Genomic DNA, 14,889 nt, shown 5'->3' with positions numbered 1-14,889 from the left:
CACGGCGAGTTACGATGCATTTCGTCCCCAAGCGGCGCGTCAACCGCGTCCGGGGATCAGGGTCTCGCCAAGATGCTTGGGCACGTCGGCCTGACTGCGGATCATCGACGCCACCAGCGCCGTCCAACCGGTTTGGTGGCTCGCCCCGAGCCCTTTTCCGTTGTCGGCGTGGAAGTACTCGTAGAACAGAATCAGGTCTTTCCAAGCCGGATCGTCGCTGTAACACGATTCCTCGCCATGCGACGGGCGGGCCCCCGTCTCATCGCACTCGAACAGCGAAATGCAGCGGTCCTCCAATTCTCGGGCGACTTCCATCAGCGTCATACGGTTCCCGCTGCCGGTCGGACATTCGACCTGGAAGGATTCGCCGTAGAAGGCGTGGTAACGTTTCAGCGACTGGATGATCAGGTAATTCATCGGGAACCAGATCGGTCCGCGCCAATTGCTGTTGCCGCCGAACATCCCGCTCTCGCTCTCCCCGGGCACGTACTGGACTTCGTGGTGCTGGCCGCCGAAATCGAACACGAATGGCTCGGCGCCGTGGGCGGCCGACATGCTGCGAATGCCATAGGGTGACAAGAACTCCGTTTCGTCCAGCATCACGCTCAGCAAACGTCGAAAGCGATCTTCGCTGGGGATCGCCAACAAGCGGCGAGTGATCGTCGTCTCCTCGGGATCCTCGCCCTCCATGTACGTCATGTGTTGCGTCAGATCGGGGCGGCTGTTCAGGAACCATTTCATCCGTTTCTTGAAACCCGGCAGCTTGTCGATGACCTCTTCTTCCAGAATCACACCGGTGGTCAGCGGCAGCAATCCGACCAGTGACCGCACGCGGATCGGAATCGATTGGCCGTCGACGAACAGATGGTCGTAATAGAAGCCTTCGGATTCGTCCCACAACCCCGAACCGTCCATGCTGTTCATCGCTTCGGCGATGGCGATGTAGTGCTCAAAGAACTTGCTGGCCATGTCGCCGTAGGCTTCATTCTTGTCGGCCAACTCGATCGCCATCCGCAGCATCGTGCCACAGTAAAACGCCATCCAAGCCGTCCCGTCGGCTTGCTCCAAATGACCTCGCGGCAGCGGTTTGCTGCGATCAAAGACCCCGATGTTGTCCAGCCCCAGAAACCCGCCGGAAAAAATGTTCTTGCCACGCGGGTCCTTGCGGTTGACCCACCAGGTGAAGTTCAGCAGTAACTTTTGAAACGCCCGGGCCAGAAACAGTTTGTCTCTCTGGTGCGGCGGGCCGCTGGCCTTGTAAACCTGCCACACGCCCCAGGCGTGGACCGGCGGATTGACGTCATCGAGGTGCCATTCATAGGCCGGGATTTGGCCGTTGGGATGCATGTACCATTCGCGCAGGAACAGGATCATCTGGTCCCTGGCGAATCCGTAATCCAGGTGCGCCATCGGAACCATGTGAAACGCCAAGTCCCAGGCGGCGTACCAAGGGTACTCCCACTTGTCGGGCATCGAAATCACGTCGCGGTTGAACAGGTGACGCCATTCGCTGTTGCGTCCGAGCCGCCGTGCGTCGCTGATGGCCGGACCGTTGGGGTCACCATCCAGCCAGGTGCGGACCACGTAATGATAGAACTGCTTGGTCCACAGCAGCCCGGCGTAGGCCTGGCGGATTACCGGACGCCGGCACTCGGGAACCGAATCGGGGATGCGGGTGGCGTAGAACTCATCCGCCTCCGTTTTTCGCTGCTCGAACATCGAGTCAAAGGACTCGCCCAATGCCAGAGCCGAGTAGCGTTTGATGTCGCCGCCGCAGTCCTTCGTGACGATCGATTCCTCGGTGCTGGACAATCGCATCTTGATCGTCTTGGTCACGCCGGGTAACACCAGATCCAGTCCATAGGCGGCGCACTTGGTGCCCCGTTGATCCGGATTGACCGTGCTGACCTCACCCTTGACGACGAACTGGTGAAACGCGTCCTTGTAGTAGTCGGATTCCGATGCCAGATCGGGGTGCCGAACGGCGTTGGTCTCGTTGTCGGTGAACAGCCACGCCCAGGTCTCCGGGGTGCCCATGCAATCACAGGCAAACCAGAACTCGTTAAGCGTCTCGTGAAACGTTTTGACGACGTCGCCGACCAGTTTCATCGTCGGCCGTGTGGTGCAACCTTCGTCGGTGCATTGCCACGTCCACGTGTTGCGGAAGAACAGCTGGGGCAAGACGTGCAGCACCGCCGGCTGGGGCCCACGGTTGGTGATGTTCAACCGGATCAGGATGTCGTCGGGACCGGACTTGGCGTATTCGACTTCGACGTCGAAGTAACGGGATTGGTCAAAGACGCCGGTGTCGGTCAGTTCGTATTCCGGCTCGGTACGTCCACGGCTGCGTGAAACGTCGACCAATTCGTCGTAAGGAAAGATGGCATGCGGGTACTTGTACAACGCCCGCATGTAGCTGTGCGTCGGAGTGCTGTCGAGATAGTAATAACACTCTTTGACATCTTCGCCATGGTTGCCTTCCGGGCCGGTCACGCCGAACAGGCGTTCTTTGAGAATCGGGTCGCGGCCGTTCCACAACGCGACCGAAAAGCACAGCCGGCCTTCGCGGTCGGTGATCCCCAGCAGCCCGTCTTCACCCCAGCGGTACGCCCGGCTACGCGCGTGATCGTGGGGGAAATAGCTCCAGGTCGCATCGCCACCGTCGCTGTAATCTTCGCGGACCGTCCCCCATTGTCGCTCCGACAGATACGGCCCCCAACGCTGCCAGTTTTGAAGTCGTTGGGCGCTTTCTTGCAGGCGGCGATCTTCGGCGGTCATGGGCAGCGGATCCGTGTGGTCAAGAGGGGTGGATGGCAGACGGTGATGCGATCGTCAATCGAGCCGACCACACGGAGAGGGTTCGCTGTGGGACAGAGTCACTTGAGGACCATCGATCGCCTCAACTCTCCCTACCACGGCATAAGTATCTACACAAGTTACCATGACACCCTTCTCGCCCGGACTTGCAGGGGAGAAGGGCTGGGGATGAAGGGGCAAGCGGTCTGACAGAAGCTGTTGAGAGGACGCCTGAAACTGCTCGAGTGCCCGGCCCCCCTCCCCGGCCCCTCTCCCCGAAGCGGGGCGAGGGGAGCCAGCGTGAATAAACGTGACTTGCGTTGAACGGAAGTTTCCAGAGGCTCCGCCTCTGGTTGCACGCGGTTGGTGCGGCAGGAGCCACACCTGCAGTGCGTTCCAAGGCGGAGCCTGGGAACGAGGCTGGCAGGGTGGCACCCTTGAACTCGTACGTCAACGCCGCCCTTCGCCTTAGGCCCCCTCGCCCTACGCCCCCTCGCCCTACGCCTCGTCCAGCAGGTCGACCGCGGCGAACGACTGGCCCTCGAGCATCGCCAAACTGGCGCCGCCACCGGTGCTGACGTGGCTGACCTTGTCGGCGAACCCGAGCTGGTCGACGGCGGCCGCGCTGTCGCCGCCGCCGATGATGCTGATCGAATCGCTGTCGGCGACCGCTTGGGCGACGGCCTTGGTCCCGGCGTCAAACGGCGGCTTTTCGAACACGCCCATCGGGCCGTTCCAGACGATGGTCTTGGCCGAGGTCAGGATCTCGGCGTACTTGACGCTGGTCGCCGGTCCGATGTCCATGCCCTCAAATCCGTCTTTGATTTCGCCCGACGCGACGACTTCCTTGTTGCATCCTTCGGGGTCACCGAAATCATCGCCGCAGTGGGTGTCGACCGGCAGCACCAGTTTGTCGCCGCCCTTGGCGATCAGTTCCTTCGCCAAATCGACCTTGTCTTTTTCGACCAGCGAGTTGCCGATCGCGCCGCCTTGGGCCAACGAGAACGTGTAGGCCATCGCACCGCCGATCAGCACATAGTCGCAGATGCCCAGCAGATTGTTGATCACGTTGATCTTGTCGCTGACTTTCGCCCCGCCCAGGATCGCCACGAAGGGCCGCTGGGGGTTGGCGATCGCGTCGCTCAGGTATTGAATTTCCTTGGCGACCAGGTGTCCGACGACGCGTGGTTTGCCTTCCATCGCTTCGGGGACCGCGACCATCGAGGCGTCTTTGCGGTGGCAGGTTCCGAAGGCGTCGTTGCAGTACACGTCGGCCATCGCGGCCAGTTTGCCAGCGAATTCGGCGTCGCCTTTCTTTTCACCGTCGTTGAACCGCAGGTTTTCCAGCACCAGCACGTCGCCGTCGGCAAGCGCCGCGGCTTTGGCCGACGCATCGTCACCCACGGTGTCGCTGGAGAACGCGACCGACTTGCCCAACAATTCGCCGAGCCGTTTGGCGGTCGGGGCGAGTGAAAACTTGCCGGCGTCCGACGGATCTCCCTTCGGGCGACCGAGGTGGCTCATCAGAATCAGCTTGCCGCCGCGATCGACCACGCTCTTGATGCTTGGCAAAGCCATTCGGATTCGTCGATCATCGGTGATCGTTTGTGTGTCATCGAGGGGGACGTTGAAGTCGACTCGCATCAGCACGGTTTTGCCTGCCACGTCAACTTGATCAATCGTTTTCTTCGCCATCGGTCGTTCGGGTGTGTGAGGGGTGGAGAGTATTCAGCATCGCTGGGATGCGATTATCGAGATCCGCTGTGCAGTGTCGAGTCCCGGCAACTTGAACGAATTCGAGGAAGAATGTGGAAATCGTTGACGTTTGGCCGAACCCGACGAACGTCAAAAGGCCCGGCCGGGCAGGCGCGCCGGTTTTGACTCAACTCCCAGACCGCCAATCGCCGAATCCTAACCGGTGGGATGGTGGCCGGCGCGGCCCCAAATCCGACAGACGACGCGCACCGACACATGACGCGTTCCGAATACGACGCAGGGATTTTGGTGGCCAAGACGAGGGGACACACGATCGCGGGCCTTTGGCACGTCTCCGGACCGTCCGCCTCGCGGCCGCATGCCTCCGGGACGTTGTGCGTCTCAGGGATGTTTTGCGTCTTGGTCGCCTGTTGGACGCTCGCCACTTCGCCCTGCGCCGCCGAAGGTCCGGCCGGCAAATCACGCTACCGCTCGACCACCCACACTCACTCGTCCGCCCACGACCACTCGGCTGACGAAGACGGCGACCGAGACGCCCCCTCGTCCCATCCCGATCTGTTCGGGTTGCGGTCGCTGTTGGGCGGAAAGCCCGGTGGGACGTCATCACGCCAGAATGAATTGCTCAGCGCCCTGCCGATGGAGCGTCTGACCGAGCACGCGAAAGAAAAGCTCGCCGCGGTGACGGAAAAACCGACACTTTTCCGCCGTCTGCCCACCCAAGCGATTCGCTGCGACGAAGAACTGTTTCTGTTTCTGACCCGACACCCCGAAGCGATCATCGGCATCTGGGACCTGATGGGGATCACCAAGGTCCAGGCGACACGCGTGGGCCCTTACCGTCTGGACGCGGTCGACGGCAGCGGGACGACGTGCCAAATCGACTTGCTGTACGGTGATCGCAACCTGCACGTTTTCCTGGCCGACGGGATATACGACGGCAAATTCGTCCAAAAACCGATTCTCGGCAAGGGCGTGTTCGTCTTCAAAAGCACCTACGCGGCCGCCGCGGACGGATCGACCACCGTCACCGGCACGTTGGATTGCTACATCAAATTCGAAAGCCTGGGCGCCGACATCATCGCCCGTTCGCTGGGCGGGTTGATCGGAAAATCGGCGGACCACAACTTCATCGAAACCGCCAGCTTCATCAGCCAGGTCTCCCAAGCCTGCGAGAAAAACCCCGAGGGCATGTTGGAGATGGTCGATCGGATGCCGCAAATCGACGCAGCCACCCGGGCCGAATTCGCCCGCACAATCATCCACGTGTCCCAGAGACACTTGGCAAACACGACGCCGGCAGCCAAACTCGTGCAAGACCGCGGGATCACCCCGACGCAACGTTAGCGCCGTCGATCCTATCCTGCGGCGCTGAGCATCGTATTCCACTTTCGATCACAAACTGAGCCGCAGGCGCTAGCCTCGGGCCTTACAAGTCTCGAAGGGCAATCCAAGGCCCGCGGCTAGCGCCGCCGGCTCATAACGTGGGTGGCAATGGGCAGGCGCCAGACGGCTGAGAGGCGCTTGACACCAGCCGGTTCGGCCCTGCGTGAGGGTCCTGCGCGATCCCACGATGCGACGTCTCCCCCCTCACCGGTGGTCTGTATGAGTCACGGCATTCTTCCCAAATCGCTTTTCTCGTTTCTTCGCAAGTTGAAACAGAACAACGATCGCGACTGGTTCGCCGAGCACAAGCACCTGTACCAGCAAGACGTGCTGGGGCCGGCGGTCGAATTGGTCGCACGGCTGGAAAAACCGCTCGCACGTTGCGCCCCGATGCTGCATGTCGTCCCCAAGGCGCACAACGGTTCGATCATGCGGATTTACCGTGACACCCGATTCAGTAAGAACAAGGACCCTTACAAGACCAACGTCGGGATTTCGTTTCGCCATCAGGCGGGCAAGGACATTCACGCCCCCGGCATCTACTTGCATCTGGAGCCGCGTGAGTGCTTCATCGGGGCCGGCAGCTGGCGGCCCGATAGCACGGTGCTCTCGTCGATCCGGGCCGCCATCGACGCCGACCCGAAAGCCTGGAAACGCGCCCGCGACAACAAGACCTTTCGGGCGGACTATCAATTCGTCGGCGAAAGTCTGAAAACGGCACCCCGCGATTACCCCAAGGATCATCCGCTGATCGATGATTTGCGCCGCAAGGATTTCATCGCGATCGCGCCGCTGAGTGAGGCGGAATTGACCGGCGACGCGATCGTGGATTTGATCGTCGCGCGGGTCAAACAGGCCAAACCCTTGATGCGTTTCTTATGCGATTCGATCGACGTGCCGTATTGATCCGAGCGTGCTAACCTATACCCTGCCGATTCCTCGTCCGTTCCGCCCAGCCCAGACCCTTGCATCGTGAACCCTGCTGCTGATCCCGAACCCAAGCCGAATCCGCCGGCCGATCTTGAGGTCAAAGACGCGCAATTGATCTTCAATTCCGTCTGGAAAGAGTTGGAATTCGAAAAGGGGAAACTGAACCTTCGCTTCCCCACCGAATTGATCCTGCTGGGCGGAGCCCCCGGTGCCGGCAAGGGCACCAACACCGACTTCATCCGCCAGGTCCGTGACATCACCGCCGAACCGATCGTGGTCAGCGAGTTGCTCAGCACCCCCGAAGCGCAACAGATCAAAGCCCGTGGCGGCATGGTCGGCGACCGCGAAGTCGTCTCACTGGTGTTCCGCAAGCTGTTGGAACCGGAGTACCAAAACGGCGCGATCCTGGACGGTTTTCCTCGCACCAAGGTCCAAGTCGAATGCCTGAAGGCACTTTACGACCGCATGAAAGCGCTCCGTCGTGAGCTGATCGACAACCCGCACCTGGTGCAGATGAAACCGCCGGTGTTTCACATCATGGTGCTGTTCGTCGACGAATCCGAGAGCGTCAGACGTCAACTCTACCGCGGTCGCCAAGTCATCGCTCACAACGAAGAGGTTGCCCGCAGCGGGATCGGCGAACTGTGGGAAGAACGCGCCACCGACTTCAACGAGGCGCTGGCGAGAAACCGGTATCGCGTGTTCAAGGAAAAGACGTACGACGCCCTCGTCTCGCTCAAACAGATCTTTCACTTTCACTTCATCAACGCCCAAGCCGATCTGGTCGTCGTCCAGGAGAACATTCTCAACGAACTGGAATACCAGAGTTCGCTGGAGCTGGACCCGAGAACGTTCCATGCGATCGGCGACATCCCGCTGGCCAGTGACATCATCCAACACGCGCGCCGTGATCTGGTCAGTCGACTGGATGCCTACGAATACGATCACGGAGAAATCTTCCATGCCGTCGTCGAATTGATCGAAGCCAAGCTGGTGCCGATCATCTTGCGGCACGCCATCTCCGGCCGCGCGACGATCAGCAGCGAAGACGAAATCTTGGACAACCCGCTGGCGCTGCAGATGTTGATCGACATCTTTTCCGAACGCGGTTACCACGCGATGATCGACGTCCGCCGCCGGGCCATCCCCGAAAAAGTCAACCTGGAAACCGGCAAGATCACCTGCCGTCAAAAAAAGGTGTATCGAATCGCGCTGTATTTCAAAGGCAGCGAAATCCGCCGCGGCTAGCAGCGACGTCGCTATCGCAGGATTTCTTAATCCTGCAATCGGTGGCGTTCACTCAATCGCCAAAACCGTAGGAGCGGCAATACGACGACTCTTCTTCCGCCCGATTTGATTTTGTTCATTCGTTCCATCGGAATCACTTTTCCCGCGCTTCCAACGCCTCGAGCATTGAAGGCTGAAAGGGCTGGCTGATCATCCAGTAAGTATGGTCTGCATTGTGCGACATCGGATTGTTGACGTCGCGCTCCGAAGCCCAGACGTCTCGGCCTTTGTAGCTGGCGTACAGATTGTGATGGGAAAAGCGGGCCAATGACCAATGCCACCGTGGCCCATCATCGGTCTGAATCGCTGTGAGTTGCAAAAACGCTTCAGGATCCGTGCCAACGGAGCAAACGAAAGCAAACAGCGCGCCATCCAAAATGGATGGATCCGTGCTTTGAGTTCGATAAAAAGGCTGGGGAAGCAGTCTCAGATGAACTCGATCACCGGACGCTGATACCGAATCCAGGGCAAAGTTGCGACCGATGGTCCGCATTTGTTGGAGTCGCGCCACAGGCCTCTCCGATACCTGGCCGTCTGACCCAGCGATCGGCAGCAGGCTTGCGCCGGAATGAGTTCGCCATGTATCAAAATCTCCTTCGGAGCGAATCTTTACCGGAGACAAAGAATGGAGTTCGTGCACGATGGCACGCTGTCCGCCGGGGTTCACATATCGCCACAAGCATGCCACCGCTTCGGCGGATCCCTTGTGAGTCCACACATAAACGGCCCCGTAAGTTGATCCTTGCGACTGGGGACGTCCCCACACGTAAACCGGGCCTTCAGCGAGTTGCAGCCTGGATGCGTCGTCGGAATCAGCCTCGCGCAGAAGCTGATACTTACGAGAAATCGAATCGAACAGCAGTCGCCATGATGCTTCGGAATCCGTCTCGTCGGCGAGACAAGAATTGGCGGTGAACGCGATGACCAACGAAGCAAGTTGGATCGCGACTGGCAAGTGGAATACTGATCGTGGCATTGAACGGTTCAAGGATTTGCGGATGCGAATTTGAAGCCTGACGCGAAGTGACGCGCTTCCTGACAGGGTGCCCAAAGGGAGTCAAGCACGTTCACGTTAAAGGTGATTCGGGCGATTGACTTGGTGTATCGTGTTGCCGTGCCGGGGGCAGTATAGACGACGCGTCTTTATCTTGCAAAGTCTTCCGGGATCCCCCCGGCAGGCCGGTGCCCGTTCTGAACGTGTACCAGCGGGGCCTGTTCCGACTAGCGACGTTCATGCCGAACGTGCCCAGATGTGGTTCGCTGACCGTCCCTGCGCTTTGCTCCGATTGAGTTTTTGGGATCGCCGAGCGAAATCGGCTCACCTGCAGCGACCGATCAGCGCGACTGGTTATTCCCGCCGGAACGATTGTCATATCCGAAAACTCGCTTTTTCCGTCCTATCCGACCGGCGCCCTGAAGACACTTGGAGTGCGCGAAGTGAATCCGTCGATTTTAATGACGTGTCTCCTTCGGTTTTCACGCGTCACGCCCCGCCCATGCTCCGCTCACGCCACACCATCACCAGCTATCGCGGCCTGACCGGGCAACCGAAGCGTGGCATGCAAACGGTGTCGCAATCGACAGGACAGTGGATCGAACAGGTTCGCAACCGCGGTCGACAACTCGCCGCGCTGGACGATCGATCCTTTCGCGCCGTCGCCGGCCAATGTCGCGATCGGATTCGCACCCGCGACCAGGCCATCCTGGTCGAAAACGCCGTCGAGTCCTTCGCATTGACCGGCGAAGCGTTGCGACGGGTGACGGGCATGTCCTACTACGACGTCCAACTGTGCGGCGGTTTCGCTCTGGCCGCCGGGACCATCGCCGAAATTCAAACGGGCGAAGGCAAAACGATCACGACGGCGCTGCCGACGGTGCTGCACGCTTGGTCTGGGGGGGGCGTGCACGTCGCGACCACCAACGAATACCTGTCTCGACGCGACCACGATGAACTCCGTCCGGTCTACGCGATGCTCGGCTTAAGCGTCGGTCTGCTGCAACCGCAAGGACCGACCGACGAAAAGACTCAGGCGTACGGGTGTGATATCACCTACGGTCCGGGGTACGAATTTGGCTTTGATTTTCTGAGGGACCAACTGGCCCTTCGCGCGCGGCATCGACGTCGACTCGGCGATGAATTCCTTCGTTCGTTGCAGGGGTTCGACGCCGGTGAAATCTCTGTCGCCCAGCGCGGTCACGCGTTCGCGATCATCGACGAAGCCGACAGCGTGTTGATCGACGAAGCCACCACGCCGTTGATCCTGAGCGGAGGCAAGAGCCGCGCGGCGACCGCGCCGGCGCTGTATCAATTCGCCCGTCGTGTGACCTTGGGGTTGAACGAAAACCGAGACTACGTCATCGACACCGTCAAACGCACCATTCGATTGACAGCCGAGGGTTGGAAGGTCATCCACGAAGCATTCGACGGTCGTCCCGCAGGCCAGCTCGCCCGCCCTTGGAGTCAATTGGTGGAGAACGCGCTCCGTGCAGAGTTCATGCTCAGGCGCGACGTCGATTACGTCGTGCGAGATGATCAGGTCATGATCGTCGACCAGAACACGGGCCGCATCCATGACGAACGAAAATGGAGCGGCGGGTTGCATCAAGCTGTTGAGGTCAAAGAGCACGTCGAAGCGACCGCCGAAAACGAAACCCACGCTCGGATCACCCGTCAGCGCTACATCGGGTTTTACGACGGTGTGGCCGGACTGACCGGGACGGCCGAAGACAGTGAATCGGAGCTGCGCGAGTTTTATCGATTGCCCGTCGTCCGTGTCGAAACCCACCGCCCCTGCCAGCGGAAACAGCTTCCGCTGCGGTGCTTTGATTCCTGTGAAAACAAATTCGACGCGATCGCCGACGACGCAGCCGGGCGAAGTCGACGTGGCCAGCCGGTGTTGATCGGGACGCGGACGATCGACGAGAGCAAGCAGCTGAGTGGACGGTTGGCCGCCAAAGGCATCGCGCACGTCGTCTTGAACGGTTTGCAGGACGATGAAGAGGCGTCGATCGTCGCCCGAGCCGGCGTCGCGGGAACCGTCACCGTCGCCACCAACATGGCCGGACGCGGAACCGACATCAAACTCGATCCCGCAGCCCTGGCCGCCGGCGGGTTGCATGTCGCCGCCGCCGAAATGCATGCCTGCCGACGCGTCGATCGCCAACTGGCCGGACGCGCCGGACGTCAAGGCGATCCGGGAAGCTGCCAGTTCTATGCCTCCGCCGAAGATGAAATGGTGCGTGCCCGCGCCCCAGAACTCGCGGCCGAAATGGTCGCCGCGGCGGGCCCGACCGGTGAGTGCCGCAAAGATTTCTCGGCGCCGCTACGAAGGTTGCAGCGACATGCCGAAGCCGACGCGTTGACCCAACGCCAACGCATGGTCGCCCACGACGACTGGGTCGAGTCGGTGCAATCCTCCCTGGCAAAGCGCGCCTAGTGCTCTGTCAGCGATAGGTTTCGCGGCCGGGTAACGGTAGTGGACGACGCGAACAGTCCTCGCAGGATCGCAATCCGAATGGACTCGTCGCCTCGTCCACTACCCAAAACCAAGCTGACCGCCGTGGGTGGGTTTTGTGCGGACGAGGGCGAACGCTATAACAGAGCCTCTCACGCCCCCCCAATTCCAATCTCTCCGGCGGATCCATCATGGCAGTGACCACCACCCCAGCGACAGAGACGATGTCTGCACCGTCCGTCGTGGAATCGCTCCACACCACCGTGCTGGGAACGATGACGTCGACGTGGACCACCGCGGGACTCTTTTCCTTGCGATGGGAAGACCGTCAAACCGACCGAGACGGCGTGGACTTCTGCGACGGGCGAGCGGAAGATCTGGATCAACGGTTGCACGAGTACTTTGGCACCGGTCACGCGGCGTTCGATGGCGTCACTTTGGACGACCAAGGTTGGACAGAATTCACCAAACGTGTTTACCAGTGCTGTCGCGCGATCACGCCGGGAACGACGATCACTTACAAAGAACTGGCACATCGAGCGGGAAACGGTGCCGCCAGTCGCGCCGTCGGCGCGGCGATGGCCCGCAATCGTGTGCTGCTGGTCATCCCCTGCCACCGGGTCGTCGGTGCCGGAGGCGGATTACGGGGCTTCAGCGCCCCCGGCGGGCTTCAAACCAAACAGTTTCTACTGGACTTGGAATCCGAATGAGTGAAGCGCGGTTCGCATTCGGCGAAAACTGGGCCTCCTTCTTAAACCAGCTGGACGATCAACGCATCGACCAAGCCTGTCGTTCCCTCGCGGAGCTGTTGTGCCTTGAAGACGGCGGCGACGGAAAACCGCTGCACGGCCGGCGTTTCTTGGACCTCGGCAGCGGCAGCGGACTGTTTTCGTTGGCCGCCTCTCGTTTGGGCGCCGACGTCGTCTCGATCGATTTTGATCGACAGTGCGTCGCCTGCACCGAGCGTTTGCGCGAACGTGATTCAGTTCCGCCCTCACGCTGGGAAATCCGCCAAGGGTCCGCGTTGGATGAAACGCTGATGGAATCCCTGGGGCGGTTCGATGTCGTCTACAGCTGGGGCGTTCTGCACCACACCGGCCAGATGCAACGCGCGATTGAGCTGGCCGCCGCACGTGTGGCCGACGACGGACGACTTGCGATCGCGATCTACAACGACCAGGGCGGCGCGAGCCGACGTTGGCTGTGGATCAAACGAACGTATCATCGTCTGCCGAAAGCGGTGCGGCCGATTTGGGTTGCGGCCGTTGCGGCGTGGTACGAATTTAAATTCGCACTGGCTCGACTGGCCAGAGGGCGCAATCCGCTGCCCTTTTCCGATTGGAAACGAAAGCGTGCCGATCGCGGCATGTCGGCATGGCATGACTGGGTCGATTGGGTCGGTGGGCTGCCCTTCGAGGTCGCCAAGCCCGAGGACGTCATCCTGCCGCTGGTCGGCCGGCGGTTACAGCTGATCAACTTGACCACCGTCGGCAACGGCTGGGGCTGCAACGAATTCGTGTTTCGGAAAGCAGGCTAGTACTTCGCCGCCTCGTTCTAAAGGCTCCGCCTTGGAACGCACTGCCGCTGTGGCTCCCGCCACACACCCCGCGTAACCGGAGGCGGAGCCTCCAGAGATTCCCGTTCCCAGGCGGAGCCCGGGAACGAGGCATAACCCCTCTTGGGATCAGCCGTTTGGCGCCAGCCTACGGGCCTCCATCGACACTGGGCCTCCATCGACACTGGGCCTCCATCGACACTGGGGACCGAACGCTTGCGCGAATCGGCTGATGTCACTCGTGATTCGTCGCCCGAGGGCTGCTGTGAGTCAACCATCCATCACGGCATGACTTCGCTTGAATTCTCAACCGCCGCGGTCAATTCTTCGATGAACCGCTCGCGGTCGACCGGGGAGACCAGGTAGAACCGCGAGGCCGTGCTGATCTTGACGCGGCGCACGGAAAGCGCGGGTCCGCTCAACCAACTGCCGCTCGGTTCGATCGCCTTGATCTGCTTCAGTGGCACGCGCATGAACAGGATGCCGCAGCGGATCGACAACGTGTCGGGCAAAATGGTGTAGCGGCAGGGGACGGTGAACATCCCGGTGACCAACAGCGTTCCTGCCCCGGCGATCAGACAATACAGGGCATCTTGCTGGCGGCCTTGTTGCAACAAAATTCCCGTCATGCCGACACAGATCACCGGTCCTAGCATCAGCAGGATCGCGATCCACCAATCGACGGCAGAAACATAGACGGTTTTGTGTGGCGGTGTGTCGGCGTGGCGTGCTGCCGCGTCGTCAGTCATCATGATGGCTCGTTCGGATCGATTTCCTCGCCGACCGAAGATTCGGCTTCTTCACCGGAGGGCTCATTCAACGCCTCCTCTTCCTTCATCAACTGGACGGCTTCGGCCATCGCCGCGGCAAACTCCACAATCTCATCCCGCTGTTGCCGCGTCACGCTCAGATGGCGAAAGATGTCGGTCTCGTTCTTTTTTAACTGCCCATCGTCCACCGTCAATGTGATGCCGATCGCGGACAAATAATCACTCTCGTCACAGGTCGGGCAATCCGCCAGCCTCAGTTCGACGTAGCTGGCATCCGAATCATGGTCGATTTGAAGTTTCTTGAGCGCATCGAAGTTACCGTTCCGGACCTGGTTCCATGCCGGATCGGTCGTCGAAACCGGCAGCACCGCCAGTTCCTCGGTCTCGTCGTTCCAGCGGTAACAGTGTTCGCAGAACGGACGGTTGCCGTAGGCGGCCATGCCGGAGACGAACGCGGTGCCGAAGATCAATCCGGCTTCCAATACCCAAACTGCCACCGCTCCCCAACCAGAAAGCGCGCCCCCGCCGCCGGCTCCCATGGCCCAGATACCATCGGTATAGATTCCCTTCATCCAACCGACAATCATCAGCGGATCAAAGCCTTGAATCATCAAGGGCACAAAGTCCTCGCCGAGTTCACCGGCACCGATCACCAGCGCCGGATGCACCGCCCAGGAACTGTAGTACCCGATCGCCGTGAACCCGATCACGGTCAAAAACGCCATCAGCCAATTGCGGTACTTCAATTTGTAGCACAAGGAACCGGCGATCACCCCGAATCCGGCACCGACAAAAAACGTGACCAGACCACGCAGCTTGATGAACGGCAAATACACGACGGCGGCCGAATAGATGGCACCAAAAATGATCCCCAGAGGAATCAACACGGCGGCGGCGACCACCAGGCTGACCGGCGAGACCTTGCCGCTGCGCCGATACAGCGTGGGGGCGGAGACGACCGTCGAACCGGTCGGGTCGGAAAACGTTTCGCTCATCA

General features: G+C 60.5%; 11 protein-coding genes. 6 read left to right on the top strand and 5 right to left on the bottom strand.

The genetic code is table 11. The features are described from left to right. Positions 1-39: 39 nt before the first annotated feature. Positions 40-2,778, bottom strand: coding sequence for an MGH1-like glycoside hydrolase domain-containing protein (locus tag Mal15_RS01575; protein ID WP_147866139.1), 2,739 nt, complete (start codon positions 2,776-2,778; stop codon positions 40-42). Between the two features lie 516 nt (positions 2,779-3,294). Further along, positions 3,295-4,491, bottom strand: coding sequence for a phosphoglycerate kinase (locus Mal15_RS01570; RefSeq protein WP_147866138.1), 1,197 nt, complete (start codon positions 4,489-4,491; stop codon positions 3,295-3,297). A 276-nt stretch (positions 4,492-4,767) separates the two neighbouring features. Between Mal15_RS01570 and Mal15_RS01565 the strand changes: the two genes are divergently transcribed. The 3 genes from Mal15_RS01565 (at position 4,768) to Mal15_RS01555 (ending at position 8,073) form a co-directional block, all read left to right on the top strand. Further along, positions 4,768-5,856 carry a hypothetical protein gene (locus tag Mal15_RS01565; RefSeq protein WP_147866137.1) on the top strand — a complete coding sequence of 363 codons (1,089 nt, stop codon included), beginning with the start codon at positions 4,768-4,770 and terminating at the stop codon, positions 5,854-5,856. 258 nt (positions 5,857-6,114) lie between these two features. Next, positions 6,115-6,801 carry a DUF2461 domain-containing protein gene (locus tag Mal15_RS01560; RefSeq protein WP_147866136.1) on the top strand — a complete coding sequence of 229 codons (687 nt, stop codon included), beginning with the start codon at positions 6,115-6,117 and terminating at the stop codon, positions 6,799-6,801. A 66-nt stretch (positions 6,802-6,867) separates the two neighbouring features. Further along, entirely contained in the window at positions 6,868-8,073 is a 1,206-nt protein-coding gene (locus tag Mal15_RS01555) for a nucleoside monophosphate kinase (protein WP_199773796.1), read from the top strand. Positions 8,074-8,206: 133 nt separating this feature from the next. Here Mal15_RS01555 and Mal15_RS01550 read toward each other — a convergent pair whose 3' ends face one another. Continuing rightward, the gene (locus tag Mal15_RS01550) at positions 8,207-9,100 is read right to left on the bottom strand and encodes a hypothetical protein (protein ID WP_147866134.1); all 894 of its coding nucleotides are present in this window, start codon (positions 9,098-9,100) and stop codon (positions 8,207-8,209) included. A gap of 508 nt (positions 9,101-9,608) precedes the next feature. Here Mal15_RS01550 and Mal15_RS01545 point away from each other — a divergent pair. The 3 genes from Mal15_RS01545 to Mal15_RS01535 all read left to right on the top strand — a co-directional run bounded on the left by Mal15_RS01545 (position 9,609) and on the right by Mal15_RS01535 (position 13,104). Then, on the top strand, positions 9,609-11,549 hold the full coding sequence (locus Mal15_RS01545; protein WP_167546575.1) for a preprotein translocase subunit SecA: 1,941 nt from the start codon (positions 9,609-9,611) through the stop codon (positions 11,547-11,549). Positions 11,550-11,791: 242 nt separating this feature from the next. Next, complete coding sequence (locus tag Mal15_RS01540; RefSeq protein ID WP_167546574.1) at positions 11,792-12,277, top strand: methylated-DNA--[protein]-cysteine S-methyltransferase; 486 nt, start codon at positions 11,792-11,794, stop codon at positions 12,275-12,277. Next, entirely contained in the window at positions 12,274-13,104 is an 831-nt protein-coding gene (locus Mal15_RS01535) for a class I SAM-dependent methyltransferase (protein ID WP_147866131.1), read from the top strand. Before Mal15_RS01540 ends, Mal15_RS01535 begins: the two co-directional genes overlap by 4 nt. Before the next feature lie 299 nt (positions 13,105-13,403). Here the strand turns inward: Mal15_RS01535 and Mal15_RS01530 are convergent, their stop codons facing one another. After that, complete coding sequence (locus Mal15_RS01530; protein ID WP_147866130.1) at positions 13,404-13,874, bottom strand: PH domain-containing protein; 471 nt, start codon at positions 13,872-13,874, stop codon at positions 13,404-13,406. Then, a complete protein-coding gene (locus tag Mal15_RS01525; RefSeq protein ID WP_147866129.1) occupies positions 13,871-14,887 on the bottom strand; it encodes a hypothetical protein in 1,017 nt (338 codons plus the stop codon). The genes Mal15_RS01530 and Mal15_RS01525 overlap by 4 nt, the downstream gene beginning before the upstream one ends. Positions 14,888-14,889: the final 2 nt, after the last annotated feature.

It is taken from the genome of Stieleria maiorica (assembly GCF_008035925.1).
In the GTDB taxonomy this organism is placed as follows: Bacteria; Planctomycetota; Planctomycetia; order Pirellulales; family Pirellulaceae; genus Stieleria; species Stieleria maiorica.
The sequence above is the reverse complement of the archived record's forward strand: the minus strand, read 5'-3'. Positions and strand labels throughout refer to the sequence as shown.